Source organism: Lactobacillus gigeriorum DSM 23908 = CRBIP 24.85, from assembly GCF_000296855.1.
Lineage (GTDB): Bacteria > Bacillota > Bacilli > Lactobacillales > Lactobacillaceae > Lactobacillus > Lactobacillus gigeriorum.
Genome location: NZ_CAKC01000086.1, coordinates 70,338 through 96,231, shown reverse-complemented (window position 1 = coordinate 96,231; position 25,894 = coordinate 70,338). Strand labels below are relative to the sequence as shown.

Annotated in this window: 23 protein-coding genes and 1 pseudogene; 21 read left to right on the top strand and 3 right to left on the bottom strand. The window is 37.6% G+C overall.

Annotation, left to right across the window (positions count from 1 at the left end; translation table 11 throughout):
- The first annotated feature begins 91 nt into the window (after positions 1–91).
- The 17 genes from BN52_RS08135 (at position 92) to BN52_RS08060 (ending at position 14,619) form a co-directional block, all read left to right on the top strand.
- On the top strand, positions 92–2,359 hold the full coding sequence (locus BN52_RS08135) for a glycoside hydrolase family 65 protein (protein WP_008474011.1): 2,268 nt from the start codon (positions 92–94) through the stop codon (positions 2,357–2,359).
- Positions 2,352–3,014, top strand: a complete 663-nt coding sequence (gene pgmB / locus BN52_RS08130; RefSeq protein WP_008474009.1) for a beta-phosphoglucomutase — start codon at positions 2,352–2,354, stop codon at positions 3,012–3,014. The genes BN52_RS08135 and pgmB overlap by 8 nt, the downstream gene beginning before the upstream one ends.
- 17 nt (positions 3,015–3,031) lie before the next feature.
- Positions 3,032–4,138, top strand: coding sequence for an ABC transporter ATP-binding protein (locus BN52_RS08125; RefSeq protein WP_008474007.1), 1,107 nt, complete (start codon positions 3,032–3,034; stop codon positions 4,136–4,138).
- Positions 4,139–4,227: 89 nt separating this feature from the next.
- Positions 4,228–5,448 carry an extracellular solute-binding protein gene (locus BN52_RS08120; RefSeq protein ID WP_008474006.1) on the top strand — a complete coding sequence of 407 codons (1,221 nt, stop codon included), beginning with the start codon at positions 4,228–4,230 and terminating at the stop codon, positions 5,446–5,448.
- 70 nt (positions 5,449–5,518) lie between these two features.
- Entirely contained in the window at positions 5,519–6,877 is a 1,359-nt protein-coding gene (locus BN52_RS08115; protein WP_008474005.1) for a carbohydrate ABC transporter permease, read from the top strand.
- 3 nt (positions 6,878–6,880) lie between these two features.
- Positions 6,881–7,738 carry a sugar ABC transporter permease gene (locus BN52_RS08110; protein ID WP_008474004.1) on the top strand — a complete coding sequence of 286 codons (858 nt, stop codon included), beginning with the start codon at positions 6,881–6,883 and terminating at the stop codon, positions 7,736–7,738.
- Positions 7,739–7,859: 121 nt separating this feature from the next.
- The gene (locus BN52_RS08105; protein WP_008474003.1) at positions 7,860–8,507 is read left to right on the top strand and encodes an endonuclease III domain-containing protein; all 648 of its coding nucleotides are present in this window, start codon (positions 7,860–7,862) and stop codon (positions 8,505–8,507) included.
- 48 nt (positions 8,508–8,555) lie between these two features.
- Complete coding sequence (locus BN52_RS08100) at positions 8,556–9,281, top strand: DUF4097 family beta strand repeat-containing protein (RefSeq protein WP_008474002.1); 726 nt, start codon at positions 8,556–8,558, stop codon at positions 9,279–9,281.
- A 668-nt stretch (positions 9,282–9,949) separates the two neighbouring features.
- The gene (locus BN52_RS08090; RefSeq protein ID WP_156640958.1) at positions 9,950–10,297 is read left to right on the top strand and encodes a hypothetical protein; all 348 of its coding nucleotides are present in this window, start codon (positions 9,950–9,952) and stop codon (positions 10,295–10,297) included.
- 308 nt (positions 10,298–10,605) lie between these two features.
- Complete coding sequence (locus tag BN52_RS08085; RefSeq protein WP_008473998.1) at positions 10,606–11,529, top strand: ABC transporter ATP-binding protein; 924 nt, start codon at positions 10,606–10,608, stop codon at positions 11,527–11,529.
- Positions 11,516–12,271, top strand: coding sequence for an ABC transporter permease (locus BN52_RS08080; protein WP_008473997.1), 756 nt, complete (start codon positions 11,516–11,518; stop codon positions 12,269–12,271). Before BN52_RS08085 ends, BN52_RS08080 begins: the two co-directional genes overlap by 14 nt.
- Positions 12,268–13,038, top strand: a complete 771-nt coding sequence (locus tag BN52_RS08075; protein ID WP_008473996.1) for an ABC-2 family transporter protein — start codon at positions 12,268–12,270, stop codon at positions 13,036–13,038. The genes BN52_RS08080 and BN52_RS08075 overlap by 4 nt, the downstream gene beginning before the upstream one ends.
- A 51-nt stretch (positions 13,039–13,089) precedes the next feature.
- Entirely contained in the window at positions 13,090–13,215 is a 126-nt protein-coding gene (locus tag BN52_RS10550) for a hypothetical protein (protein WP_008473995.1), read from the top strand.
- Positions 13,216–13,220: 5 nt separating this feature from the next.
- The gene (locus BN52_RS08070; protein ID WP_008473994.1) at positions 13,221–13,769 is read left to right on the top strand and encodes a hypothetical protein; all 549 of its coding nucleotides are present in this window, start codon (positions 13,221–13,223) and stop codon (positions 13,767–13,769) included.
- Positions 13,770–13,896: 127 nt separating this feature from the next.
- On the top strand, positions 13,897–14,151 hold the full coding sequence (locus BN52_RS08065; RefSeq protein ID WP_008473993.1) for a hypothetical protein: 255 nt from the start codon (positions 13,897–13,899) through the stop codon (positions 14,149–14,151).
- A complete protein-coding gene (locus tag BN52_RS10545; protein ID WP_008473992.1) occupies positions 14,151–14,282 on the top strand; it encodes a hypothetical protein in 132 nt (43 codons plus the stop codon). The genes BN52_RS08065 and BN52_RS10545 overlap by 1 nt, the downstream gene beginning before the upstream one ends.
- Before the next feature lie 46 nt (positions 14,283–14,328).
- On the top strand, positions 14,329–14,619 hold the full coding sequence (locus BN52_RS08060; protein ID WP_008473991.1) for a type II toxin-antitoxin system RelB/DinJ family antitoxin: 291 nt from the start codon (positions 14,329–14,331) through the stop codon (positions 14,617–14,619).
- A gap of 277 nt (positions 14,620–14,896) precedes the next feature.
- On the opposite strand, the gene BN52_RS08055 is transcribed toward BN52_RS08060, so the two are convergent.
- Positions 14,897–16,129 carry an MFS transporter gene (locus BN52_RS08055; protein WP_008473990.1) on the bottom strand — a complete coding sequence of 411 codons (1,233 nt, stop codon included), beginning with the start codon at positions 16,127–16,129 and terminating at the stop codon, positions 14,897–14,899.
- A gap of 143 nt (positions 16,130–16,272) precedes the next feature.
- Between BN52_RS08055 and BN52_RS08050 the strand changes: the two genes are divergently transcribed.
- Positions 16,273–17,229 carry a hypothetical protein gene (locus tag BN52_RS08050; RefSeq protein ID WP_008473989.1) on the top strand — a complete coding sequence of 319 codons (957 nt, stop codon included), beginning with the start codon at positions 16,273–16,275 and terminating at the stop codon, positions 17,227–17,229.
- A 64-nt stretch (positions 17,230–17,293) separates the two neighbouring features.
- Here the strand turns inward: BN52_RS08050 and BN52_RS08045 are convergent, their stop codons facing one another.
- Positions 17,294–17,665 carry an aggregation-promoting factor C-terminal-like domain-containing protein gene (locus BN52_RS08045; protein WP_040473512.1) on the bottom strand — a complete coding sequence of 124 codons (372 nt, stop codon included), beginning with the start codon at positions 17,663–17,665 and terminating at the stop codon, positions 17,294–17,296.
- A gap of 179 nt (positions 17,666–17,844) precedes the next feature.
- Here BN52_RS08045 and BN52_RS08040 point away from each other — a divergent pair, with 179 nt between their 5' ends.
- Together BN52_RS08040 and BN52_RS10505 are read left to right on the top strand one after the other, a co-directional pair.
- A complete protein-coding gene (locus BN52_RS08040) occupies positions 17,845–20,370 on the top strand; it encodes a M1 family metallopeptidase (RefSeq protein WP_008473987.1) in 2,526 nt (841 codons plus the stop codon).
- Between the two features lie 405 nt (positions 20,371–20,775).
- Positions 20,776–21,393: a hypothetical protein gene (locus BN52_RS10505; protein WP_008473986.1), complete on the top strand. Its 618-nt coding sequence runs from the start codon at positions 20,776–20,778 to the stop codon at positions 21,391–21,393.
- Between the two features lie 162 nt (positions 21,394–21,555).
- On the opposite strand, the pseudogene BN52_RS10605 reads toward BN52_RS10505, so the two are convergent.
- Positions 21,556–22,787, bottom strand: a pseudogene (locus tag BN52_RS10605) (MFS transporter).
- Positions 22,788–22,978: 191 nt separating this feature from the next.
- Between BN52_RS10605 and BN52_RS08025 the strand changes: the two are divergent.
- Complete coding sequence (locus tag BN52_RS08025; RefSeq protein WP_008473983.1) at positions 22,979–25,849, top strand: non-ribosomal peptide synthetase; 2,871 nt, start codon at positions 22,979–22,981, stop codon at positions 25,847–25,849.
- Positions 25,850–25,894 lie beyond the last annotated feature (45 nt).

Sequence of the window (25,894 nt, the reverse complement as noted above, 5' to 3'; positions counted from 1 at the left end):
TGATACCGGTAACATGGTTTTTAGTATTGTAAAGCGTTTTCAGCTATCGCATAATGAAACCGTAAACAAGAGATCCGATGGAGAATGACGAATGAAAAGAATTTTTGAAATCGACCCTTGGCAGGTCGTAACTCATCAATTTAAACAAGAAGATAAACGTTTGCAGGAAAGTATGACTGCAATTGGAAACGACTACATGGGTCTTAGAGGGAACTTCGAAGAAGGCTATTCAGGCGATAGTCTCCAAGGAACCTATTTGGCAGGTGTCTGGTTCCCAGACAAAACTCGTGTTGGCTGGTGGAAAAATGGCTATCCAGATTACTTTGGTAAGAGTATTAATGCCCCAAGCTTTATCGGCTTAGGAATTAAAATCAACGGTGAACAATTAGACTTAGCCAAAGTTAAATTTAGCGATTTTGCCCTAGCTCTTGATATGCATCAAGGCTTATTAACAAGAAGCTTTGTTTATGAAGGTCCAGACGTCAAAGTAAGATTTGAATTTGCCCGTTTCCTTCATATTACTTTGAAAGAAGCAGCCTTGATCAAAGTTAAGGCAACAGTTTTGTCAGGTAAGGCAAAAATCGAATTTACCTCCACTTTAGATGGAACGGTTGTCAACGAAGATAGTAACTACGATGAACGCTTCTGGTTGCCAATCGAAGAAGACAAGGTAGCTAGAAGTATTCAAGTTAAAACTAAGGAGAATGACTTTGGCACACCACAATTTACGGTACTTTTAAAAGAAAGCTTACGTCATGACGGACAAGTAGTTGAAGGCGAAGTAACTAGTGCAAGTGCAGAATTAGCCGAAAAGTTAACAGTTGCTTTAGCAGAAGGCGAAAGCTATGAACTTGAAAAGGATGTCATTGTTGTAACTAGTCGCGACGTTGCTGATGCCGACCAAAAAGCCAAGGCAACCGACTTGATGACGCAATTACAAAGTAAGACTTTTGAAGAAAACTTAGCTGATCATACGGCTGCTTGGAAGAAGCGTTGGGACAAGAGTGATGTTGTAATTAGTGGCGATGAAGCAGCTCAACAAGGTATTCGCTTCAATATTTTGCAATTGTTCATGACCTACTATGGTGAAGATAAGCGTTTGAATGTTGGTCCTAAGGGCTTTACTGGTGAAAAGTATGGTGGTGCTACTTACTGGGATACAGAAGCTTACATTGTACCAATGTATCTCTGTGTTACTAGACCAGAAGTTACTAAAGCTTTGTTGCAATATCGTCATGATCAACTTGACGGAGCTTACCACAATGCTAAACAACAAGGTTTAGCTGGTGCTTTGTTCCCAATGGTTACCTTTACTGGAGTTGAATGTCACAACGAATGGGAAATTACTTTTGAAGAAATTCACCGTAATGCCGATATCCCATTTGCTATCTACCAATACACCAACTACACCGGTGATGAATCATACGTTAAAGATGAAGGGATGGACGTCCTAGTAGGAACGGCTCGTTTCTGGGCTGATCGAGTTCACTTCTCTAAATGGCGCAACAAATATGTCATGCACGGTGTAACGGGACCAAATGAATACGAAAACAACGTAAATAACAACTGGTTTACAAGCACGATGGCAAGATGGCTGTTGAAATACACCTTGGAACGTTTGCCTAAAGCAACTGAAGCAGCCCAAAAACGGGTCAATGTTACTGAAGAAGAAAAGGCAAAGTGGCAAGACATTGTCGACAACATTTACTTAGGCGAAGACAAAGACTTAGGAATTTTCTTACAACAAGATGATTTCTTAGACAAAGATATTCGCCCAGTAAGTTCAATTCCAGCTGAAGAACGTCCAATCAACCAGCATTGGTCATGGGATAAGATTCTTCGCTCGCCATTTATTAAACAGGCTGATGTTTTGCAAGGAATTTACTTCTTGAACGACCAATATACGATGGAACAAAAGGAAAAGAACTTTGATTTCTATGAACCTTTGACAGTTCACGAAAGTTCACTAAGTCCATGTATCCATTCAATCTTAGCTGCTGAATTGGGCAAGAAGGAAAAGGCCGTTGAATTGTATCAAAGAACTGCACGTCTAGACCTTGATAACTACAACAACGATACGGTCGACGGTTTACATATCACTTCAATGAGTGGTTCATGGCTGGCAATTGTTCAAGGCTTTGCAGGAATGCGGTACAACAACGATGAGTTGAGCTTCAAACCATTCATTCCTGACAACTGGACCGAATACAGCTTTAAGATCAACTATCGCGATCGCTTAATTGAAGTAAAAGTTGATCAAACTGGCAGTCATTTAACTTTAATTGCTGGTGAAAATTTGACAGTTAAAGTAAATGGTCAAGAGTTTGAACTTGAGGAAGGTAAGACAGTAAATGCTTAAAGGTTTAATTTTTGATCTTGATGGAGTTTTAACTAACTCAGCCAAGTTTCACTTAGGTGCTTGGAATAACTTAGCTAAAGAGTTGGGGATCGATTTAACAGCTGACCAATTAGATGGCTTGCGTGGTCTTTCAAGAATGGATTCATTGGAATTAATCTTGAAAGATGGCGGGCAAGAAACTAAATATTCTGAAGCTGAAAAAGAAAAGTTTGCAGCTGAAAAGAACGAAAAGTTTCTTGAACAAGTTGAAACGATGACTCCTGACGATATTTTGCCAGGAATTCCAGAATTATTGGCAGATGCTAAAGCACAAGGCTTAAAGATGGCGATTGCTTCTGCTTCTAAAAATGCTCCAAAAATTCTAAATAAGTTGGGAATTATGGGTGAGTTCGATGCAATTGTTGATCCTGCTAGCTTGAGCAAAGGTAAACCAGATCCTGAAATTTATGTAAAGGCTCAAGAATTGCTGGGATTTGAAGCTGATGAAGTAATCAGTTTTGAAGATGCTGCTGCTGGCGTGGCTGCTATCAAGGCAGCTAAGCAGTTTGCCGTAGGAATTGGTAGCGCAACTTTATTAAAAGATGCGGATTACTTGGTAGCAACAACGGCTGACTTGAAGCTAGCTGAGATCGAAGCAGCTTTTAACAAAAAGTAGAGAAAGTAGGGGAAAAGATGGTAGAAGTAGATTTAAATCATATCTACAAAAAGTATCCAGGAAACGACAAAAACTCAGTTAACGACTTTGACTTACATATCAAAGAAAAAGAATTTATCGTTTTCGTAGGACCTTCAGGATGTGGTAAGTCAACCACACTTAGAATGATCGCTGGCTTGGAGGATATTAGTGAAGGAACTTTGGAAATCGACCACAAAGTAATGAACGATGTGGCACCAAAGGACCGTAATATTGCGATGGTTTTCCAGAACTATGCCTTGTATCCACACATGACGATTTATGATAACATGGCTTTCGGCTTGAAACTTCGTCACTACAGCAAGAGCGATATTGATGAACGTGTTAAGCATGCAGCCAAGATTTTGGGCTTGGAAGATTATCTTGATAAAAAGCCAGGTGAATTGTCTGGTGGTCAAAGACAGCGTGTTGCTTTGGGTAGAGCGATTGTTCGTGATGCACCAATCTTCTTGATGGACGAACCTTTGTCAAACTTGGATGCCAAGTTGCGGGTTTCCATGCGTGCCGAAATTGCTAAATTACATCAAAGATTGGGAACTACTACCATCTACGTAACTCACGACCAGACTGAAGCCATGACTTTGGCTGACCGAGTAGTTGTTATGTCAGTTGGTAAAGTCCAACAAATTGGTAGTCCACTTGAGGTTTACAACAAACCGGTTAACATGTTCGTCGCCGGCTTTATTGGATCGCCACAAATGAACTTCTTTAACGTTCACTATAAAGATGGTCGCATTTCTGACGGCAAGGGATTAAACATTGCTATCCCAGCTGGTAAAGCCAAGCTATTAGAAGAAAAAGGCTACGCTGACAAGGATTTAGTCTTCGGTATTCGTCCAGAAGACATTCACTCAGAAGAAGCTTTCCTTGAAACTTGGCCTGATGCTGTAATTGAATCAGAAGTTGTGGTATCTGAACTTCTTGGTTCAACGATCCAGCTTTACCAAAGAGTTGGTGGAACAGAATTTGTGGCTATTGTGAACGCACGTGATTATCACACGCCTGGCGACAAAGTGAAGATGGGCTTTGATGTTAACAAGGCGCACTTCTTTGACAAAGATACTACGATGGCAATTGTTAACTAATTGCAATTAATTAAGGCTTACAAGTCGCAGAATGAAACTGCAAAGGTAAGAGTAAGAATTTATGTGTTAATTTTTAGGAGGAAATATTTATGAAAATTTGGAAAAAATTAGCATTAGGTAGTACCGCAGCATTAGCAGCACTTTCACTTGCAGCTTGCTCAAACGGTTCATCAGATTCATCATCATCTAAGAGCACTAGCAATGAAAAAGCTAACTTAACTCTTTGGGTAGATACTGAACAAGTTCCTTACTACAAGAACATTGCTCAAGAATTTATGAAGAAGAACAAGAACATTAAGGTTCGCGTAACTCAAAGTCCAAACGGATCTGCTAACGCTAAGACTGATGTTGGTAAGGACCCATCAAAGGCTGCCGATGTTTTCGAAGTTCCTAACGACCAATTAGGACAAATGGCTGAAGCAGGTTACATTAACCCACTTTCACCAGCAGCTACTAAAGATATCCAAGCTAACTATGTTGATGTTGCTGCTCAAGGTGTAACTTGGAAGGGTAAGGTTTACGCATTCCCATACGCACAACAAGCACAAACTATTTACTACAACAAGTCTAAGCTTTCTGCAGAAGACGTTAAGGATTGGGATACTTTAACTAAGAAGGGTGTAGTTGCTACTGACTTCACTAACGCTTACGTAATGTACCCAGTATTCTTCTCAGCAGGTACTAAGTTATATGGTGACAACGGTGAAGACCTTAAGGGTTCAACTATCAACTCTGAAGGTGGTATCAACGGTTTGAAGTGGTTCGCTGCTCAAAAGAACAACAAGGGCGTTATGCAAACTTCAAACGCTTTGAACCAATTGAAGAAGGGTAACGCTCAAGCTATCTTGGACGGACCTTGGAACGCTGCTAACATCAAGAAGATCTTAGGCAAGAACTTTGCAGTTGCTAAGTACCCAATGATTAACGTTGGTGGTAAGAAAGTTCAAATGCAAGCATTCCTTGGTATCGAAGGCTTCGCAATTAACTCACACACTAAGAGCGCTAAAGCTGCTTCAGACTTAGCTGCCTTCATTACTAACAAGAAGTCACAATTGATCGCTCACAAAGAAGCTGGTCAAATTCCTGTACTTAAGTCAGCTGTAGAATCAAGCGAAGTTAAGAACGATGCAGTTGCTGAAGCTGTTATCGAAATGGGTAACCACTCAGTATTGATGCCTAAGCTTCCACAAATGGCAGCCTTCTGGAATGGTGCTGCTCCATTGATCAGTGGTGCTTACGATGGCAAGATTAAGCCTGTACAATACAAGGCTCAACTTGAAAAATTTGCTAAGAATATCGAAAAGAAATAGTAACTTTTAAAGCATAAGCAAAGGTTGGTCGTTGCTAGTCCAACCTTTTCGCTTAAGAAGGGGAGAAGTTATGTTTAATAAGAAAAAGCATGTGGCTCCTAAAGCAACTTATCGAGAGGTCTGGACTAAAGGGGATATCGCTACTAAATTATCGTTTATTATTATGGGTAGCAATGCCTTAGCCAACAAGCAATGGGTTAAAGGACTAGCCTTTCTACTTTCAGAAATTATTTTCATTTGTTGGTTTATCTTTAGTGGAATCTCAGCTTTGAGTATCTTATCTACTTTAGGTACTATTAAGACCAAAAAAGTTGTTTATGATGCTGCACAAGGAGTTTATGTAACTAAACAACCGTCAAATTCCGTTTTAATCCTATTATTTGGCGTGTTAGCAATCATTTTATGTATTGGAATGATTTACCTTTACATCGTTAACTTACGTTCAACAAGACATAATTATGTCTTAAAACGTGATGGCGAACACATTCCAACAAATATGGAAGAATTGGCAAGCTTGTTTGATAGTAAATTACACGCTACCTTGATGGCTTTGCCATTGATCGGAATTTTGTTCTTTACGATTTTGCCAACAGTCTTCATGATTTCCATGGCCTTTACCAACTATGACCGGCAACATCCAATCGCCTTTTCATGGACTGGCTTCCAAGCCTTTGGTAACGTGCTTAGTGGTGACTTGGCAGGAACTTTCTTCCCAGTCTTAGGTTGGACATTGATTTGGGCGGTAGCAGCTACCGTAACGACCTTCTTCTTTGGGGTCTTGCTTGCTCTATTGATTGAATCAAAGGGAATCAAGCACAAGGGATTCTGGAGAACGGTCTTCGTAATTGTTTGGGCTGTCCCACAATTCGTTTCCTTATTGATGATGGCCCAATTCCTTGACTACCAAGGTGCTTTGAATGGTATTTTACAGAGCATTGGCTTAATCTCACATCCAATCCATTTCATTGATAACCAAGCTTCGCCTTTAGTGGCAAGAATTACGGTTATTATTGTTAATATGTGGATCGGTATCCCGGTTTCAATGTTAGTTTCAACTGCGATTATTCAAAACTTGCCTCAAGATCAAATTGAAGCTGCAAGAATCGATGGTGCTAATGCCGTACAAATCTTCCGTTCAATTACGTTCCCACAAATCTTATTCGTAATGGCACCATCATTGATTCAACAATTTATTGGTAACATCAATAACTTTAACGTTATCTTCTTGTTAACGGGTGGTGCGCCGATGAACAATAACTACAACGGTGCGGGATCAACGGACTTATTGGTAACGTGGTTATATAACTTGACTTTCGGTCAGGAACAACGTTACAACGCATCAGCTGTTCTAGGTATCTTAATCTTTATTATCAGTGCGACTGTATCATTGATTGCATATAGACGTACTAATGCTTTCAAGGAGGGCTAAAACATGAAGTCTTACACCAATCAGAGACGGCTCTCACTAATCTTTCGGTATATCTTGTTAATCCTTTTAGCGATTATCTGGATTTTACCAATTGTCTGGATCGTCTTAGCTAGTTTTTCATATAACGATACGGGATTCGTTTCGACTTTCTGGCCGGAACAATTCACATTGCAAAACTATATTGGGATCTTTACCAATCCCCAATACCCATTTGCCAACTGGATTATTAATACTTTAATTATTTCTCTTGCTTCAATGGTGATTTCGACTTTCTTAACGATCACAGTGGCATATGTGCTTTCAAGATTGCGCTTTAAGATGAGAAAGCCATTCTTACAAATTGCTTTGGTTTTGGGGATGTTCCCAGGCTTCATGTCAATGATTGCTCTATACTACATCTTAAAAGGCTTGAACATGCTTAACTTAGGTGGTTTGCTTCTTGTCTATGTAGGTGGAGCCGGCTTAGGATTCTATGTTGCCAAAGGATTCTTTGATACGATGCCAAGAGCAATTGACGAAGCTGCCGAAATTGATGGTGCGACTAAGTGGCAAGTATTCTGGCATATTGGTTTACCCCTATCCAAGCCAATGATTGTTTACACCGCTTTGACTGCATTTATCGGTCCATGGACTGACTTCATTTTCTCAGGAATTATCCTTTCAACTTCTGGAAATGCTAAAGATTACACGATTGCCTATGGTTTGTACAACATGGTGCACACTGCTAAAGGTAACGCTACGGCTTACTTCGCACAATTTGTTGCAGGGTGTGTAATTATTGCGATTCCTATTACGATCTTGTTCGTCTTCATGCAAAAGTTCTACGTTAACGGTATTACTGCTGGTGCGGACAAGGGTTAGTCTAATATTTGCTTATGCTATTGATACCTCATGCAAGTGCATGGGGTATTTTTTGCGCAAGGAAGTTTTATCGGCAAAATAAAGTTTAAAGTAAACGGATCTAAAGAAAGGCAGAAGTATAATGACCAAGATTACGCTCAATGAACTCTATGAAATAATGTATCAAGCGCAAAATCCTAATGGTTGGTGGCCGGGACGAAGCGATTGGGAAATAATTTGGTCGACGGTTTTGATACAGAATACTAATTGGAAAAATGTGGCTAAAGCGATGGTAGATTTGGATCATGCAACTGGTTTTTTACCAACAAAGATTTTAGCACTTACCAACAAGGAACCAGAGCAAGCGATTAAATCAGCTGGTTTTTACACGCGAAAAGCACAAACCCTTAAAAGCTTAGCGACCTACTTTGCTAGCTATAATTTTGATCTGGAACAAATGACAATGATGCCCAAAGACCAGCTTCGAAAAGAAATCCTTAGTCTTAAAGGAATCGGACCGGAAACCGCAGATGTGATTTTGATGTATGCCTTGAATAAAGGTGAATTTGTAGTAGACGTCTATGCACGGCGGTTATTTACTTGTTTGGGTTACAGTTTAGATAAGTTGTCTTATGACCAAGCAAAAACATTAATTGAAGGAAAATTATCAGATTTCACGTTACGCAATTATCAGAATTTCCATGCTTTGATTGATATGTTTAACCAGGAATATAAGCTACCACAAGATTTTGGTAAATCTTACTTAAACGGTTACATTCTTGAGATTTAAACATTGTATAATGGTTATAGTAAGTGAGATTTTAGGATGGAGATTTTTATGAAAAGCATTTGGAAACTAATAACGTCGATAACAATGATTGCAGGAGCGAGTATTGCATTAACAGCTTGTGGTAGCGTAGTTGTGAAGACGCCAGCGAGTGAGCCGGTAGTTAATAAGACATTGACAACTAAAACTTTTGACAAAATCGATGTTAATCTCGATGATGCTGATGTAGAGATTCGTAGTGCAAGTAAACCAGAAGTGGTCTACCATGGTGCTAAGAAGGGAAGAATCGTTGCTAAAGTAAGGGGATCGGAGTTAAAGGTTTATAGCTCAAATAAGGTGGGAATTCATGTTGAAGAAGAACCGACGGTTATTATTTACGTTCCCAATAAACGATTGTCAGCTTTAACCATTAGAAGCGCAGATGGGGATGTGGATATTGATGAACTTAGCACAGAACAAGTGATGATTAATACTGCTGATGGTGATGTAACGATTAGACACTTGGATGTCAATAAAGGCAAGATTGATAGTGCTGACGGGGATGTTAAATTGTTAAATTTGAAATCCAAGTCAGGATTTGATATTTCGACGTCAGATGGTGATATTAGCGTCAATGGCACTAATGCTACAGGATATTACTTAGCAACTAATAATGGTGATATCAGGTTTAAGGGGACTTACATGACTAATACTGATTCAGGGCTAGTTAAACGAAAGATTAATAGTCGCAATGTTTTACGCGCATCAACTTCCGATGGTGATATCAAGGTTAATTAGCTGAAATTTGGATACCATCTGTTTTACCAATGTTGGTTTGCTCATCAGAAAGTGTGAGTGAGATGTTAAAACTATTTTTTTTGTTGTAGGAGTAATTATCCTACTTTACATAATTTTTAAGTTGGTAAACTACAAGCATTTAAATTTTAAGGCTAATACCTTAGCTGGGAAAATAGCTTTAGCAATCATGTATTTTTTACCATTATTACTTCTATTCTATCCAACATCTTGGGAGTGGAATAACTATTGGTTTTTCTTCTTGCTAAAACTATATTTGGTAACGTTATACTATGTTGCTATTGGCTTAGGTAGTTTCATAGACTCTAAGTTAAGAAAGCATTTTGACCGTACAAAAAATTAATTGCTTATACGAATCCCCGCTAATGGGGATTTTTTATTGACAAGGTGATAAAAATAAATATATTTAATTGATAATGTTAACAAATTAAGGAAGTGATTAATTTGAATGATACAACTGAAAAATGGATTCGTAATCGAAAACTCAACTATTGGATCAACTTTCTAAGACTACCTTTAGTCTTACTTATTTTGTTGTTTTTATTTGTCAATCTGAAAGTATTTTTAGCCTTATTATGTTTCTGTTCCTTTGCTTATATTGGATTGAAAGCATTCAAATTTTTAATCACAGGCAGACTGTTCCCTCCCATATGGAAATATGCTTTTATGGATTGGGTAGTGTGATCTTTGTCAGTGAAGTCTATCTAGCTATTACAGATATTTTTCTGCTCATCTTGTTAACAGGCATTTTTTCAGCGACTTTTTTCTTGTATAAGAGCTATGTTTTGCTGTTCCAGATTATTTTAAAAAAGAATTTGCATTGGTATTCTGCACTAGTTATTGCAATTACTGGATTTCTTGGTGTGGGATATTTGTACTTTGAAAACGTCGTTTACTTGGCGATATCAGTAATCATTCTAGCTATAATCTATACACTAATTTACATTATTGCACGAATAGTAGTTGAAAATAGTAGTACTAACCGAGTTATTGAATAAAGATACAAAATTTTCAGTAAGCATGAGAATTTTGATTTCTTTCATAACATGATAATTGCTATATTTACTTAATATTAATTAGATTAATTAATTTTATAAAGCTAGCAGGAAATATTGAATAACAATTTTAATAATTATCCCGATAACAAAATGAACCGTTATACCTATTTATTGATAAATCATTGCTAATAAAAGACTATCTATTAAAGAAATATCGAAAAAGTCATTTATTTTACATGAACCCCTTTGACAAAAAATTAAAAAGATATAAAATTAACTCAATCATTTTTCAAAAAGGAGGCAGGAGAATGATTGAACTAAAAGGGGTTAATTTCAACTACGTTTCTTTTGAAAAAAGGCCAGGATTGAAAGGAAGCATCAATGATTTGTTTCACCGCAAAAAAATTGAGATTCCTGCGTTAAAGCAGTTCAATCTGACGATCGATTCAGGAGAAATCGTTGGCTTAATTGGACCAAACGGTGCTGGGAAAACCACTTTGATCAAGCTACTGACCGGAATAATTTCGCCTAGCAGCGGTCAAGTGCGGGTAGGAGGCTTTCAGCCGGATAAGAAAGAAAAAGCGTTCTTAAAAGACATCGGGGTCTTGTTCGGGCAAAAGTCGCAATTGTCGTGGGACTTGCCGGCCATCGATACGCTAAACATGCTGGCCAGCATTTACGAGCTGCCCAAGGATCGATTCCAGCGTCGCTTAACGGATCTAGCAACGATGCTGGATGCCAAGGAAATCATTTATCGACCGGTAAGAAAGCTTTCGCTGGGTCAAAGAGTGAAATGCGATTTAATGTGTGCGCTCATCCATAGTCCTAAGTATCTTTTCCTTGACGAGCCGACCATCGGCTTGGACTTAGTGGCGCAGGAGAACATCTATAAATTCCTGCGTCAGGAAAATTGGCTTCATCAAACTACGATCATCATTACCTCGCATAATGTAAGAGATATCGAAGCGTTGGCCCAGAGATTGATGATTGTCTCCAAAGGCAGCCTGATCTTTAACGATTCGCTTGATAAATTGCCGATCGACGTATCGAAGCAAAAGTTTTTCAACGTGAAGTATCTAAGCGCTGAAAAAACGGTTCAAGCAAGGATTCCAGAAGCAAAATTGACCGCAGTTTTGAACAAGGTCAAAGCCGACGAACTAATAGAAGTTTCCCGGGAAGGAATATCATTAGAAGAATTGATTTTGGAGATTTATAAAAATGAAAACTCTTAAAAAATATCTTTCGATCATGCATCTGGGAATAAAATCCGGCTTGGTGTTCCGCGCCAACTATCTAATCAAGCTTGCCACTCAAGCTCTGAGTCTGCTGGTTACGCTTTGGATGTGGCAATGGATTGGCGACGGTCAAAAAAGCGATCTCTCAAGCATCAGTCAATATCTGATTATTACCAACCTCTTGAGCTTGCTGTTTTCGATCTCGCCGGCTTTTAGCTTGGCAAATTTGATTAAATCGGGCAAGCTGTCGTTTTATCTGACTAGACCGGTATCTTTGTATGGCCACCTGTACCTGCAATTTTTAGGAGGGCAGCTGCCCTTATTGGCAGTTTATCTTGTCGCCGTATTGGCAATGCATTTGTCAGCCGGTATAATCCTTTCGTTATTTTTATACGTCTTAGTTGCCTCAATCATGTTTTTCAATTTGATGATGATTACTGGCAGCTTGGCCTTTTGGCTGATTAATTTATGGCCGCTGCGATCTGGCCTATATGCGATCTATCTCTTGCTGGGCGGGCTGTATTTCCCATTGAAAATGCTGGGAAGCCAGATCTATGCTTGGCTTAAGTACAATCCTTTTTCCTTGGTGACCGATATCCCTGCCAATATTGCTATTGCCAAAGTAGATCAGCTACAGAGCTACTATTTGTCAGCGGTCGTGTGGACGATCGTATTTTACCTTGGCTATCGCCTTATCTATGCCAAAGGTCAGAAGAAGTATGAAGGGGTGGGCGTATGAGCAAAGAAGTACTTAAAAGCATCTGGAAGCAGAGCGTATTCTCTTTCTTGATTTATCGATCAACGAGCATAATTACGATCGTTTTGGCCACCGTCTTTCTAGTTATCGAGCTGTTGGTAGGTAAAATCTATTTTTCCTATGGCTCGGTCAATGGCTGGACCAGCAACGACTACTACATTCTGATAACCTTCATGAACAGCGCTACTAATCTCTACAATCTCTTTTTCATCATCGGGCATGAAAATCTGGCAGAGGACATTCTGGAAGGCGAGCTGGACTACATCTTTGTGCGGCCGGTTTCTTCCTACTGGTATGCAGTAATGGGCGAGCTGGATCTGCCTAGCGTCTTCAATTTGCTTCTGTCAGGAGGCTTGATGGCGCACTATTTGATGGAGGGGCAAATAGCCGGCTGGAATTGTTTCTTAATCGTCGTGATGGTATTTTTGACGGCAGCCTTGATCTTTCTGCTCAATCAAATCGTGATTTCATTGAACTTCTGGTTTGACGGCTTAAGCGTCTTAGCTGGAATCGTTGAAGACGTAGTCGGCTGGGCCAGTCGACCGCGACAGATTTTCCCTAAGGTCATCCAACAGCTGTTTCTTTTTGTAGTTCCGGTTTTGATGGCAAGCAACCTGCCGGAAGAGGTGGTTATCAGACAGAAGAACTATTGGATGCTGGGATATTACGTGCTGTTTCTAGCAGGACTGTATCTATTTTCCAAGTGGGTTTGGAAAAAGGGAACTAAGCGCTACAGTTCAGCTAATTAAAAAGCTTTGTTGTGAAATATAATCAACAAAGCTTTTTAGCAGGTTAATAACATGCAAATAGAAAGAGATAGCTCTCACACTAATGGGCATGGCGGAAGCTATTGGAAATTAAAGGATTCAAAAACTAATAAAAGATTAGCAAGCTTAACCAAAGAAGGTAAGATTTTAAGAAAGTAATATTTATGGCAGGTTTAACAAAAATTCGAGGATTAAAACGTAAATGGCGTAATGATATTGTTTATTTTGAAAATTTATTAAACAATCTAGAAGAAACAGATTTTTTCTTTGTTCAAGGACTTGAATTTGGCAAGCGTAAACTATCTGGTAAATATAAGCGCTGGCTTGTTAATTTCTTACTGAAATCTCAGCGATTGCGAACCCAAAAATTTCCTGGTGAATTAAATTATTTATTTTTACAAATCAATAATATTTTTGAATCTGAAATACATACTGTCAAAAATCGTGAAGATTTCAAAGAATGGCTAAAGCTTATGACGCCGACTTTTAGTGACTGGTCAATTTTAGAGCCTACGTCGTATAAAGAAATGCCCCAAAGATATAAAGATTTTTTTGATGAAGAGATCGCAAACAAGGGGTATTTATTTAAATGTTACTTTTTCGATGAAACAATTGAAGATGCCACGTATGTTTTTCTGCTGGCAAATACTAAAGAATTAAACGATGATATTTACCAAACATTCTTTAGCGACCAAGAGAAAGCCGGTAATTAATCTATGAAATGACAAATAGCTCAGAGGACACAAATAGGTTGTACTGCTGAGCTATTTTTATGTACAAAATATCATAGATACTTTAATTATATTTGTTCTTTTATGTAATTACATAAAGGAAGACAATATGAATACCGATGAAGTACTAAAAGACGAAACTAGAATGTTTAAATCTGGCAATTCTTGGGTTTTTAGAGTCACTAGTAAAGATAAAAAAGTATTAAACGCTGATCAAAATACTGTATTTAAAAAGATAATCGAACCTAATGCCGGTAAAATTATATTTAAAAAGCTTGAAGCTGTCGATCCCTCATTAGATAAATTTATGGATGATTTTTATCAAGAACGCGGAGATCTTATGAAAGAGCTAGAGGAAAAATAATGTATTACCTTAATAAACTAACGCTTATTGAGATCGATAAACGCGTAATAGAACGTGCAGGCAAAGGCTCGATTGGAGTTCAATTTTTAGAAGGATTGAATAGAGTTGTAAATCAACTAAAACAGTCATGAGCTCTATCCCACTATATGATATCGCTTAAAAGGAAAGGTGATTTTTATGTCGACATCTATTACTACAATTCGTTTAGACGAAAACCTAAAAAAGGATCTTCAAAAAAATCTTGATTCGATTGGAATTACTATGAATACTTATTTTGTAATGGCTGCTAAGCAACTGGTTATGCAGAAGAAGATTCCATTCGACATTTTTACTGAAATCCCTAATGAGACCACTAGAAAAGCTATGCTTTTAGCCGATGCAAAAGAAGCTGGATTGATTCCTGACGATTCGCCAAGTTTTGATAACGTAGACGATTTTATGCAATCTCTGTATGGCGATAATGTATGAAATAAGCTATGAACCGCAATTTCAAAAAGACTATAAGCGATTCAAGCAATCGCACCCCAAGCTTTTTCAAGGCTCGGAAAAGTAAAACATTTATGATCAATCCAACAATAGATGTCATTAAGTTAAGTCATTGACATTTTGAAGGTCGGATATTTTTAAATTGAATCGTTTTGATTCGATCTTTTTCGCACTTGATTTGACAATTCAAGGCAATAAAAAACGCTTGTTAATCAACGTTCTTAAGACGTAATTAACAAGCGTTTTTATATAGCTAAGACTATTTTTGACTATTTTTACCAAGCGCTACTACAATTACAAAATTGATTAAAAGCGTCAATCCGGTAATCCAAAAGATGGTTGCGTAGTCGAAAATACCAGAAATAGTGGAACCAAGCATTGATCCCAGCATAGCGCCAGAAGCTTGGAAAGATTGATTATAGCTAAAGATGCGTCCAAAACTTTCTGCAGGAGTATTCAAAGTTAAAACTGCTTGAGCAGCAGGCATCATCCCTGCACTTGCCATTCCCAACAAAAATCGTAAGCTAGCTAAGGTCCAAGGCGAGTTAGTTAGTGCCATCGGGATGAATAGTATGAAGCCTGTGATCAAGCCGATTTTTAACACCTTTAAGGGACCAACTTCATCCATCTTGTGTCCAATCTTTGAGGCCGCAAGCAAGGTCCCTAGTCCCGGAGTCGCAGCCACAATTCCAGCTACAAAAGCAATATTGTTGCTATGAGGCATGAGCGATTTTACATATAGCGAAACAATTGGATCAATTGAAAGCGTTGAAGCTTGAACGATCATTGTGGTAATAAACATTGCTACAATTAATTTCAAGCTGGGCAAGCCTGCCATAATGTCTTTCATCGGTTTCATCTTTTCACGAGAGATTGGTTTGAAGTCTTCATAAACCAAAAAGGTCGTACTTAAGAAGACGATGAACATCAAGGCTCCCGTGATAAAGAAAGGGATACGATAGCCCCATGCGCCTCCAAGAAGATTGCCAAAAAAGCTAGAGAGTGCCCCACCAAGTAGTGGACCAACAAGGTTTCCAGCAGTACCGGCAGTCATCATTTGACTCATAACCCAGCCACTTTTTTGATGAGGAGTTTCGCTTGCCATCAGTGCTGTTGCATTGTTGATATATCCAGAAAATGCTCCTTGAATGAAACGCATAATAACGATATATAAAGCGTTAGGCGCTAATCCAGTAAGAGTAATGGTTAGAGCCATAACGCCAGAAGCCCGCATACACATTAACTTTCGTCCCTTTCGATCAGCCAGATTTCCCCAATAAGGTGAAACGATTGCTTGGGCAACGAAAGTCATTGCGAATGCTAAGCCTGAATATAGGTTGATTTGCAATTTACTATAATTACCTAAATCAGCGATAAATAATGAAATGAAGGGCATGGTCATTGAGTAGCCCATTCCCGTAATAAAGCAGCCTAACCATAAAACATAGAACGCTTTATACCAGGCTGCCGATAGTTGGTTTGTTTTTGCCATATTAACCTCCGATTATGTATAGTTTATTGTAGCACAATAATTTAGCGATTACGGGATATGTAAAATCTTTATTAGTTTTTGTGAAAAAATGCTTCGGCTTTTTAAAAGTGTGATAGGATAAACCCACGAGAAAGGGGATTAATATGACACACATGTCACGGCGTGAATATCGGATGAGAAGTCAAAAAGCTAAAGAAAGTATGATGCGCTCGGGAAATCAGCGCTATCAAAAAGGCAATGGTAGCCGGTCAGGAACCAATGCAAGCTATCAACTTAATCGTTTAACTGGATCGAGATTCGATTATGTACATGCCAATTTGAATTTTTGGAAGATTTTTTCAGATCGTCCATATGTTTCAGTGGCGATTATTGTTTTAGCGATTTTTTTAGCAATGAGTAAATTGTGGTGGGGCTTGGTTGTTCTTGCTGTGGTAGTTGCAGTAGGAATTTATGTGATCGCTCGCAGTCACCATCCTGATCAAGTGCTGAGCATCGAATTCAAATTGAAGGCATCAAGAAAGCTAAGCATGTTGCGTTCACTTCAATTTGGGGGCTCAATCTTAATGTTCTTGTCGACTTATATGAAACAAGTAGTAACAGTAAATTTTTCTTCAGCAGGTTCGACTGATAGTTTACAGGTTATCGAAAATATGCTTTCCAGTCACGGATTCTATGGTCAACAAGGTAGCTATTTCTTGAGTTTGTTAAATACGCTCACTGGTGGACAATTATGGGGCTCGTATCGCTATGCGACTAATAGTGCCCAGATGATGAGTTCAGGGGCAGGACGCAATATTGTCATGTGGGTGTTACTGTTGATGATTGCACCGGCATTATGTGTCTTAGCGCAATTTTTTAGAGAACCATATTCACGCAATGTGAGCTTATTGGCTTCAATCGTTTCGTTGATCAGCTTTGGTATGACTCCAAGATTAATGAAAAAATGGCTGCTAGAGTATGCCGTTCAAAACCAATTGTCACAAGATGCCGCTAGTCAGGCTATTACGATTGGACCGATGGCTTATGTTGCAATTCTTTGTGCCCTCGTTGTAACAGCAATTGCTTTTTATCGCTTTGTAAAGAAAGATAATTTCGAATAAAAATAAATACCGGCTAGGAACGATTATCCTAACCGGTATTTTTATGCGGGGAATTTGATGATTTTTAGTACCAATGATGAGCTAACCAAAATCTCTTTGCGTTAACCCATGAACCATAACGACCGTAAACATATCTGTCGGCAGTTCTTTCTTGGTTGGCTGGTGATAAATTGCCGTGTAAATAAGCAATGTTCAATTGGTAACGACCGTAACAAACGCCGTTTCTTGCGTAGTAGCTACCGCCTGATTCGCGCATAGCGATCCAATATTTAGCAGCTCTTTCAGCTTTTGACATCTTACGTTTAGCTGCTTGAACAGTATTATTAGTATTCGTGTTAGTTGAAAAGCTTTCGACTGCAACAGCAGCAGTAAAGACAAGTACGAAAGCAAGTACAAATTTAACTATGGTAGATTTAAAATTATTCAAAATTCTCATTCCCTGTAAAAAATTTATTTCTTCATTTGACAAGGATAATAGTACATGCATAATGTTTCATCCATGTTACAAAACAAGAACGTAGCTCTTACAAACTGTTGCGAAAGGGCTTTTTTAATGTAATATTAGGATTTTTTTGTTAAAATTAGATAAATTAGATAGCTAATAGGAGGATTTTTATGGCTGTTAAACGTATTTATGAAACTTTTCATCCAGAACACTATGATTTGTTTATTGATGTTAACCGTGGCGAAAAGTTAATTACTGGTACTTCTAAGATTACTGGTGAAGCTCAAGCAACGACTGTGTTTGTTAATGAAAAGTATATGACTATTAGCACAGTTAAAGCTGATGGTCAAGACGTACCATTTGAAGTAATCGATGCTGACGAAGTGATCAAGATCGAATTGCCTCAAGCTGGTAAAACTACTTTAGAGATTGCTTACTCTGCGCCATTGACTGATACTATGATGGGAATTTATCCATCATATTACGAACTTGATGGTGTAAAGAAGCAAATTATCGGTACGCAATTTGAAACTACTTTTGCGCGCCAAGCCTTCCCAAGCATTGATGAACCTGAAGCCAAAGCAACCTTTACTTTAGCTCTTAAGTGGGATGAAGAAGAGGGTGAAATTGCGCTTGCTAACATGCCTGAAGTTAAGGTTGAAGATGGCGTTCACTATTTTGAAGAAACGGTTCGCATGTCCAGTTACTTGGTAGCCTTTGCCTTTGGTGATTTGCAATCCAAGATGACTGAAACTAAGAGTGGCGTAAAAATTGGTGTCTTTGCAACTAAGGCTCACCAACCTAAAGAATTAGATTTTGCACTCGATATTGCTAAGCGTTCGATTGAATTCTATGAAGACTTCTACCAAACGCCATATCCATTGCCACATTCATGGCAATTAGCCTTGCCTGATTTCTCAGCTGGTGCGATGGAAAACTGGGGGTTAGTAACTTACCGTGAAGCTTACTTGACTCTTGATCCGGACAATACTTCATTACAAATGAAGAAATTGGTCGCCACTGTAATTGCTCACGAATTAGCTCACCAATGGTTCGGTGACTTAGTAACTATGAAGTGGTGGGACAACTTATGGCTTAACGAAAGTTTTGCTAACATGATGGAATATGTTGCTATTGATGCCATTGAACCAGATTGGCATATTTGGGAAATGTTCCAATCTAGTGAAGCTGCTCAAGCTTTGACTAGAGATGCAACTGATGGCGTACAATCAGTCTACGTTGAAGTTAACGACCCAGCAGAAATCGATGCGCTTTTTGATGCTGCTATCGTCTATGCTAAAGGTTCAAGAATGTTAGTTATGGTACGTGCATTGCTTGGCGATGACGCATTGCGCAAGGGTCTTAAGTATTACTTCGATCACCACAAGTTCGGTAATACTACTGGTGATGATTTGTGGGATGCATTATCAACTGCAACTGATCTTAACATTGGTGAAATTATGCATACTTGGCTTAACCAACCAGGCTACCCAGTAGTAAATGCCTTTGTTGAAGATGGTCATTTGAAGTTGACCCAAAAGCAATTCTTTGTTGGTGAAGGTCAAGAAGTTGGTCGTAAGTGGGAAATTCCATTGAATGCTAACTTTGAAGCACCACAAATTATGTCAGAAACTGAACTTGATCTTGGCGACTATGAAACCTTGCGTAAGCAAGCAGGTGAAGCTTTACGGTTGAATGTTGGCAACAGCTCACACTTTATTGTTAAATATGACGATACTTTAATGAAGGATATTTTAGCTAATATCACTGAACTTGATCCAATTGCTAAGTTGCAATTATTGCAAGACTTGCGATTACTTGCTGATGGTAGACAAGCTTCATATGCAGAAATCGTGCCTTTGTTGACTAAGTTGGCTGATGACAGGTCAGGTTTAGTAATCGATGCTTTGTACACTACTGCAGCTAAGTTGCGTCAATTTGTTGAAGTTGACAGCGATGAAGAAAAGAACTTGAAGAAGTTGTACGATAAACTTTCAGCTAACCAAGTTGCACGCTTGGGTTGGGAAGTTAAGGCTAGCGACAGCGATGATGATCAACAAGTTCGTCAAGATGTTTTAGCTGCAAGCATTTATGCTGATAATGCAAGCTCAGTTAAGGAAGCTCATGAATTGTTTGAAGCTCACAAAGATGACTTGTACAGCTTAAATGCTGATGTTCGTGCCTTTGTATTAATGAATGAAGTTAAGAACTTTGCAGCTGCTGGTTTGATTGATCAATTAGTTGCTGAGTACAAGAAGACTTCAGATGCTTCATACAAACAAGACTTGCGCGCTGCTATTACTAAGACTAAGGATGAAGCTGAAATTGCTAAGATCATTGGTTACTTCAAGGACGCAGATGTAGTTAAGCCACAAGACCTTCGTGCTTGGTTCTCAGGAATGCTTGCTAACCATGCTAGTGAAGAAGCAGCTTGGACTTGGCTTCGTGAAGAATGGGGCTGGCTTGATGAAAAGATCGGTGGCGACATGGAATTTGCTACTTACATTACAGTTGTAGCTCGTCAATTCAGAACCGCTAAGCGTTTAGAAGAATTTAAGACTTTCTTCGAACCAAAATTGTCTGATGCAATGCTTACTCGTGAAATTAAGATGGATATCAAGTTTATCGCTGCTCGCGTTGACTTGATTGAAAGTGAAAAAGATGCGGTTAACAAGGCTGTAGCAGCTAGCTTATAGCATTTTTCCAGATGATCAAATAGAATAAATAGATAAAAAACGGTCAATCCAATTCGTATTGAGAATCAGATTGATCGTTTTTCAGTATCTAAAAGGTGAATAATTTTCAGCGAATTTCTGCTATCTTTTTCAAGAAAAAAAGTAAATTTTTGGATTTTTTGCGTATTTATATATTAGGGGGTTATTTTCTACCCAAAATCAAGTATTATTAGGCATTTTAAGCAATTATTTTTGATCAGTCTTATTAATATTTGAAACGGTTGGAGGATATAGACCTTTGTTTTTCAATATTATTGCATGACAAACAGCAGTCGAGCCTTTATATTTTTAGACCTGACTGCTATACTGAACATAACCAAGTGCTTTTACAATTAAAGTCTTTGATTATGCGTGGCTACGTTGTAATTGTACGCTTGGCCACTAATTATCATTGCGTACAAGGTTCTTAAGCCAGGTCATGATTATTCTGAATTGCCTGATACTTTCATCATCTTCTTGTGTTCGTTTGATCCGTCCGAAGCTTTTTCAAAGGTTGATAATCGCGCCGTTCACTTCTTTAAAACGATTGATACGAAAGATCATGCATTAGAGTTGATTGACGGCGCTACTAAGGTTATCATTAATTCAAAAGGCGACTTTACTGGCGAAAGCGAGGAACTCAAGGAGCTAGCGAAGTTGATGAACAATGAAGAAGTCAGTCTAAATGAACACTTTATTTGGGCTCAAAAGCGGATCAAAGAACTCAATCAAGACAGGAGGGCAGATATCATGGACTATGAGATGAAGATCATGGATGCCAGAATTAGCGGTCGCGAAGATGGCGAAAAGCGAGGCAAAGAGATTGGCGAGAAAATTGCAACTCGCGCAGGGGTTAAGAATTTAATTGAAGTACTTATTGATTTATCCCTCGACGACAAAACCATTTTTCTTAAAGTAAAGAATAAGTATGGGCAGTATTTCTCTGATGATGAGTTAAAGCAATTCATCTCAGAAGCAAAAAACGACTCTCTGCAAGAAGCTTAAGTTACATCCTGATTTTATAAAAATAGACTAAAAACCGATCAATCGAACTCGAATTGAGAATCAGATTGATCGATTTTTAGTATCTAAGAGGTAATTATTTCCCAGCGACTTTTGCTTTTTTACTAAAGATAAAAGCTTAACTATAGGTAAAGCGATGTCGACTTATTCAGCCTTAGTGGTAGTTGAGAGAATAATATTTAGAAGCATCGTAATCAAAGATATAACGATTAGTGCGAGACCAAGAATCAAATAGTTTAATGGATTCTTTAAGTTGAAAATTCGTTGAAAGAAGAAAGTACCAAATGGCATAAATAAGATGGCAACAGAAAAAATAATGCCAAAGACTCTACCGATGTAATTTAAGTCAGTTTTTGTTTGGACAAAAGTCATAAACTGAATATTAAAGATCGACAAACATAAATTGAATAGAGCAATTGGAATTGCTACGAGGATTATGGAATGGGAGAGTCGAAATACCAACTCGGTAGGAAGTAAAGAAATGCCACATAGGATAATTAGGAAGAGTAGCTTATTTGTTGTTGGTTCTTTTTTAATGAATGTTGAAATTGAGGCACCGATTAAACCACCAATGGTTTCGGCTGTTAAAAATGTTGCATATGCTTTGAAAGTAGTACCTGTGAAAGCGTAAGAAGAAAATGGCAAGATTAAGTTGTAACCGGCAATGATAAAATTCACGATACTTGCAAAAATAATAATCGTTAATATTTGACGATTAGTCAGAATATATTGGAAACCTTCTTTAACCTGTAAGAAAGTATTTTTCCTGTTCTTCTTTTCTGGTGGATTTTTTAGAAGTTCTAGTTTTCTAATAAGTAGCCCTGAGATAAAAAAGAAATAGCGTCTAAGATCAAAGCGACTCTATTACCAAAGATATTGGCAATGATTAAGGCAGCACTTGGACCAGCAATTTGGATAACTTCTTTGTTAATTTCCAAAATAGAATTAACTTTATTGATATGTTCTTTGTAGACGATTTCTCTAAAAACTGCTTTATAAGCCGGGCTGCGGAAAGAGGTAATGATCGCCAAAGCAATGTTAATGACAATGATTGCATAAATAAATAATGCTTGAGGAATGAAAATTGCTAAGAGAAGACAAATAATCCCACTAATCAAGTCACAGCGAAAGATTATTTGTTTTCTGTTGCTACTATCGGAAAGTGCACCTCCCCAAAAATTAAAGAAAACACTAATGAATACTTCACTACCTTGGTATAAAGATAACCAAAAACCACCACCAGGTATTGATGACAAGAATGCTGAATTTACGTAATCAAATAATACATCACCAAATTTGGAAACCCCATTGCTAATGGTAACTTTACCAGCGTTTATGCGTTCAACAGGACTTAATTTTTCTTTAGGGTTTGGCATTGAATCACCTTCAATTTAATATTGACTTTTGTGAAAATAAGACTATTATTAACAAACAACAAAATTGGTGAAAACAATTATAACTCATTTTTAATTATTGCAATACTTGGAAAGAAGTTTAGAAAATAGTGGTATCGATATTTTATCTAGCTACTTATTAGGATCAGATCGAGCAGAAAGGTGAGTGCAAAATGTTTATTATTGATAAATTTATCCAGCGTGTAAGAGATTATCCCGATAGAATTGCTGTTAAGTCTAAAAAACAAAATTATTCTTATCAGGAAGTTCAAAATGTTGCCAATCAAATTGCTAGCAAATTAGATCATGATGGGTCTAAGCAGATAGTACCGTTTTACTTACAAGATACTAGATTTGTCTTACCGACAATTATGGGTATTTGGCTATCTAACAAAATACCCATGCCATTAGTATCAGCTTTAAAATTATCTGAAGCGATAGCTCGTGTTAAAGAAGTTGAGTGGAATACCTTGATCGCAGATTTTTCTGTAGACCTTAAAGATAAAGAAATTTTACAAATAAATTTGTTGAATAAAGAAACCAAATTTAGCTATGAATTTAAACCTTCTTTTAATAAAACTGCATATATTCTTTCTACATCAGGTAGTACAGGAATACCTAAAAAAGTTTTTTTAACAGAAGGTAATATCAAGTGGATTCTGACAAAGCTGTATTCATTAATCGACGTTAATGATAAAACTAAATTCTTATTTTCTACACCATATTCCTTCGATGTCTCGTTAACTGAAATTTTATCGCCAGTTGTTGCAGGTGCACAGTTAGTCTGTTTGCCCACAAGCCCATCTAAATCCGAAAGTATCAGATTGATTCCTAAGCTAATTGAGCAAGAACAAATAACTCATCTTTCATTATCGCCATCTTTTGCCGAAGCTCTAATTGATATTGCCGGACCGACAGTATTTAGTAAACTTAAATTTCTTATGGTTGCAGGCGAGTCATTCCCAATTAGTTTAGCTAAGAAATTACGTCCTTCTATTGCTCAGGGATGTAAAGTGTTCAATTTATATGGTCCGACGGAAACTACAGTCTATGCAACTTATCATCAAGTAACGGGAAATGAAACAAAATATGTACCAATTGGTAATCCTTTTCATGGTGCGAAAGTCCTAGTAGTAAATAAGAGTCACCAGGCAAAAACTGGTGAATTATATATTGGAGGTAATGGTCTAACTCAAGGCTATCTTTTGGATCCAATTAAAAATGATGCTAGTTTCGTATTTATCCAAGGTCAGCGATACTATAAGACTGGCGATAATGTTACCACAGACTCTAACGGTGAATTGATTTTCTTAGAAAGAGAAGATGACCAGGTACAAGTTAATGGCATTCGGATTGAGTTAGGTGAAATTCAAACCATAGTTGCAAAAATTTCTGGAATCAAATCTGTAATTGTTAAGTTTCAATATGGCAGAATCTATGTTTTTTATCTTAGCGATCATAATAAAGAAGAACAAATTCGGGAAAAGATACCAACATATTTAAATCCAATCATTGTTAAGGTGAAGCAATTTTTATATACATATAATCGAAAAATTGATGTCAAAGCAATGATTGATCGCTATTATTATCAAGCTCCATCTAATGACGATGAGAGGGTTTTAGATAAACTTCAAAGTTTATTGACTAAATATCATGTTAACGAGACATCACAGCTAGATTCTCTTGATTTAGTTCGGTTTATTATTGAAGTAGAGCATACTTTTTCAGTTCACATCAATGATGAGCAACTAGCATTATTGACCACAGCTGAACGTTTAGCTGATTTTATTAAACATAAAAAGTGGCTAAAGACAGATGATCTTCAAGTAGACCAACAGGCAACCAAAGCAGAATTGCTGAATTTTAAAATCCTAGTTGATAATTTTGCAAGTCAATATGAGCAAGAAAAAATTACAGCTTCGTCTACTCAGCAAAGCTTATTTTTGCAAGGAAAAACCTCATTCGATCGGTTACGCATCGCCTTGCCAGCAATCAATTACCAAGAAATAGAAAAAATCAGAAAGATTTTTATAGGGTTAGCGTCAAAAATCGATTTGTTAACTTTTGCTTGGTTTCAAGACGATCAAGGTAGATTGTACTTCCAAAAGGCAACTAATATTTGTCCAATTACTTTTGTTTGTTTGAATGGCTTTTCTAAGAATGATTTGGAACAAGTACTGTATGCTAAACAGGGAAGACCAATATATTGTTTGATTTTTAATTTAAATAGATGCCAGCTAGAGATTGTATTTTCCCATCATACACTTGATGCTTCATCATCTAATAAATTTAGACAATTGTTTGTTGACTTATATCAGCAAAATTCAGCGCTTGAAGAAATTAAACCAAGTTCATACGCACGTTTCATGGATTTTATCCGAAAAACTAATAAAAAGACGGATATAAGAGACGCAATTAATTTGATTCCTGAAACCGAGTCTGGCTTGCAACTAGCAAAAGAAGATGCTGGCGTGTATATTACTAAATTTGCTTGTCCAGCTAAGACCACAGATCAGGTATACACTAGAGGAATTTACTTACTTTCACAAGCTATGATGCAAGATCATGAAATGCATAAAATCACTGGTAAAATCGCATTGAATATTAGAAATTTTACTGGTTTTGATGCTAATAATGTGATTGGTGATATCCATGCTACCTTGCCTTGGCAGGTCTGTGAACAAGATAGTTTGGCTCATTTTAGCAATAGCTATAAAGCATTGCTAAATATCTATACCCAAGGAATCGATTATCGATATTGCATCTTTAATGCAATCGGTAAAAATTTACAATACTTACCTGAATTAGATCAGAAATGGAAAAGTATGAATATTTCGTTCAATTACATCGGTGAGGTTGAAGATGTTGATGCCATTGTAGCAGAAATTTTACAGCTACCATTTAAAGCAAATTACGTTACGATGGTTAGCAAGAATTATATCTTGTACTGCATTTCTTATGGTCAATTATTGAGCAAGCAGAACTACCAAGTTAAGCTTGGTGATGAGATAGTCACGATTACAACAGATCGTCGTCAAAAATAGTGCCATTTGTGCATAAAGTATTACGGTAGCTTAAACAAATTAAAA

What these genes read in the sequence shown, in the direction of transcription:
- BN52_RS08135 (WP_008474011.1), top strand. Translation starts at nt 92, where the DNA reads ATGAAAAGAATTTTTGAAATCGACCCTTGGCAGGTCGTAACTCATCAA.
- pgmB (WP_008474009.1), top strand. Translation starts at nt 2,352, where the DNA reads ATGCTTAAAGGTTTAATTTTTGATCTTGATGGAGTTTTAACTAACTCA.
- BN52_RS08125 (WP_008474007.1), top strand. Translation starts at nt 3,032, where the DNA reads ATGGTAGAAGTAGATTTAAATCATATCTACAAAAAGTATCCAGGAAAC.
- BN52_RS08120 (WP_008474006.1), top strand. Translation starts at nt 4,228, where the DNA reads ATGAAAATTTGGAAAAAATTAGCATTAGGTAGTACCGCAGCATTAGCA.
- BN52_RS08115 (WP_008474005.1), top strand. Translation starts at nt 5,519, where the DNA reads ATGTTTAATAAGAAAAAGCATGTGGCTCCTAAAGCAACTTATCGAGAG.
- BN52_RS08110 (WP_008474004.1), top strand. Translation starts at nt 6,881, where the DNA reads ATGAAGTCTTACACCAATCAGAGACGGCTCTCACTAATCTTTCGGTAT.
- BN52_RS08105 (WP_008474003.1), top strand. Translation starts at nt 7,860, where the DNA reads ATGACCAAGATTACGCTCAATGAACTCTATGAAATAATGTATCAAGCG.
- BN52_RS08100 (WP_008474002.1), top strand. Translation starts at nt 8,556, where the DNA reads ATGAAAAGCATTTGGAAACTAATAACGTCGATAACAATGATTGCAGGA.
- BN52_RS08090 (WP_156640958.1), top strand. Translation starts at nt 9,950, where the DNA reads ATGGAAATATGCTTTTATGGATTGGGTAGTGTGATCTTTGTCAGTGAA.
- BN52_RS08085 (WP_008473998.1), top strand. Translation starts at nt 10,606, where the DNA reads ATGATTGAACTAAAAGGGGTTAATTTCAACTACGTTTCTTTTGAAAAA.
- BN52_RS08080 (WP_008473997.1), top strand. Translation starts at nt 11,516, where the DNA reads ATGAAAACTCTTAAAAAATATCTTTCGATCATGCATCTGGGAATAAAA.
- BN52_RS08075 (WP_008473996.1), top strand. Translation starts at nt 12,268, where the DNA reads ATGAGCAAAGAAGTACTTAAAAGCATCTGGAAGCAGAGCGTATTCTCT.
- BN52_RS10550 (WP_008473995.1), top strand. Translation starts at nt 13,090, where the DNA reads ATGCAAATAGAAAGAGATAGCTCTCACACTAATGGGCATGGCGGAAGC.
- BN52_RS08070 (WP_008473994.1), top strand. Translation starts at nt 13,221, where the DNA reads ATGGCAGGTTTAACAAAAATTCGAGGATTAAAACGTAAATGGCGTAAT.
- BN52_RS08065 (WP_008473993.1), top strand. Translation starts at nt 13,897, where the DNA reads ATGAATACCGATGAAGTACTAAAAGACGAAACTAGAATGTTTAAATCT.
- BN52_RS10545 (WP_008473992.1), top strand. Translation starts at nt 14,151, where the DNA reads ATGTATTACCTTAATAAACTAACGCTTATTGAGATCGATAAACGCGTA.
- BN52_RS08060 (WP_008473991.1), top strand. Translation starts at nt 14,329, where the DNA reads ATGTCGACATCTATTACTACAATTCGTTTAGACGAAAACCTAAAAAAG.
- BN52_RS08055 (WP_008473990.1), bottom strand. Translation starts at nt 16,129, where the DNA reads ATGGCAAAAACAAACCAACTATCGGCAGCCTGGTATAAAGCGTTCTAT.
- BN52_RS08050 (WP_008473989.1), top strand. Translation starts at nt 16,273, where the DNA reads ATGACACACATGTCACGGCGTGAATATCGGATGAGAAGTCAAAAAGCT.
- BN52_RS08045 (WP_040473512.1), bottom strand. Translation starts at nt 17,665, where the DNA reads ATGAGAATTTTGAATAATTTTAAATCTACCATAGTTAAATTTGTACTT.
- BN52_RS08040 (WP_008473987.1), top strand. Translation starts at nt 17,845, where the DNA reads ATGGCTGTTAAACGTATTTATGAAACTTTTCATCCAGAACACTATGAT.
- BN52_RS08025 (WP_008473983.1), top strand. Translation starts at nt 22,979, where the DNA reads ATGTTTATTATTGATAAATTTATCCAGCGTGTAAGAGATTATCCCGAT.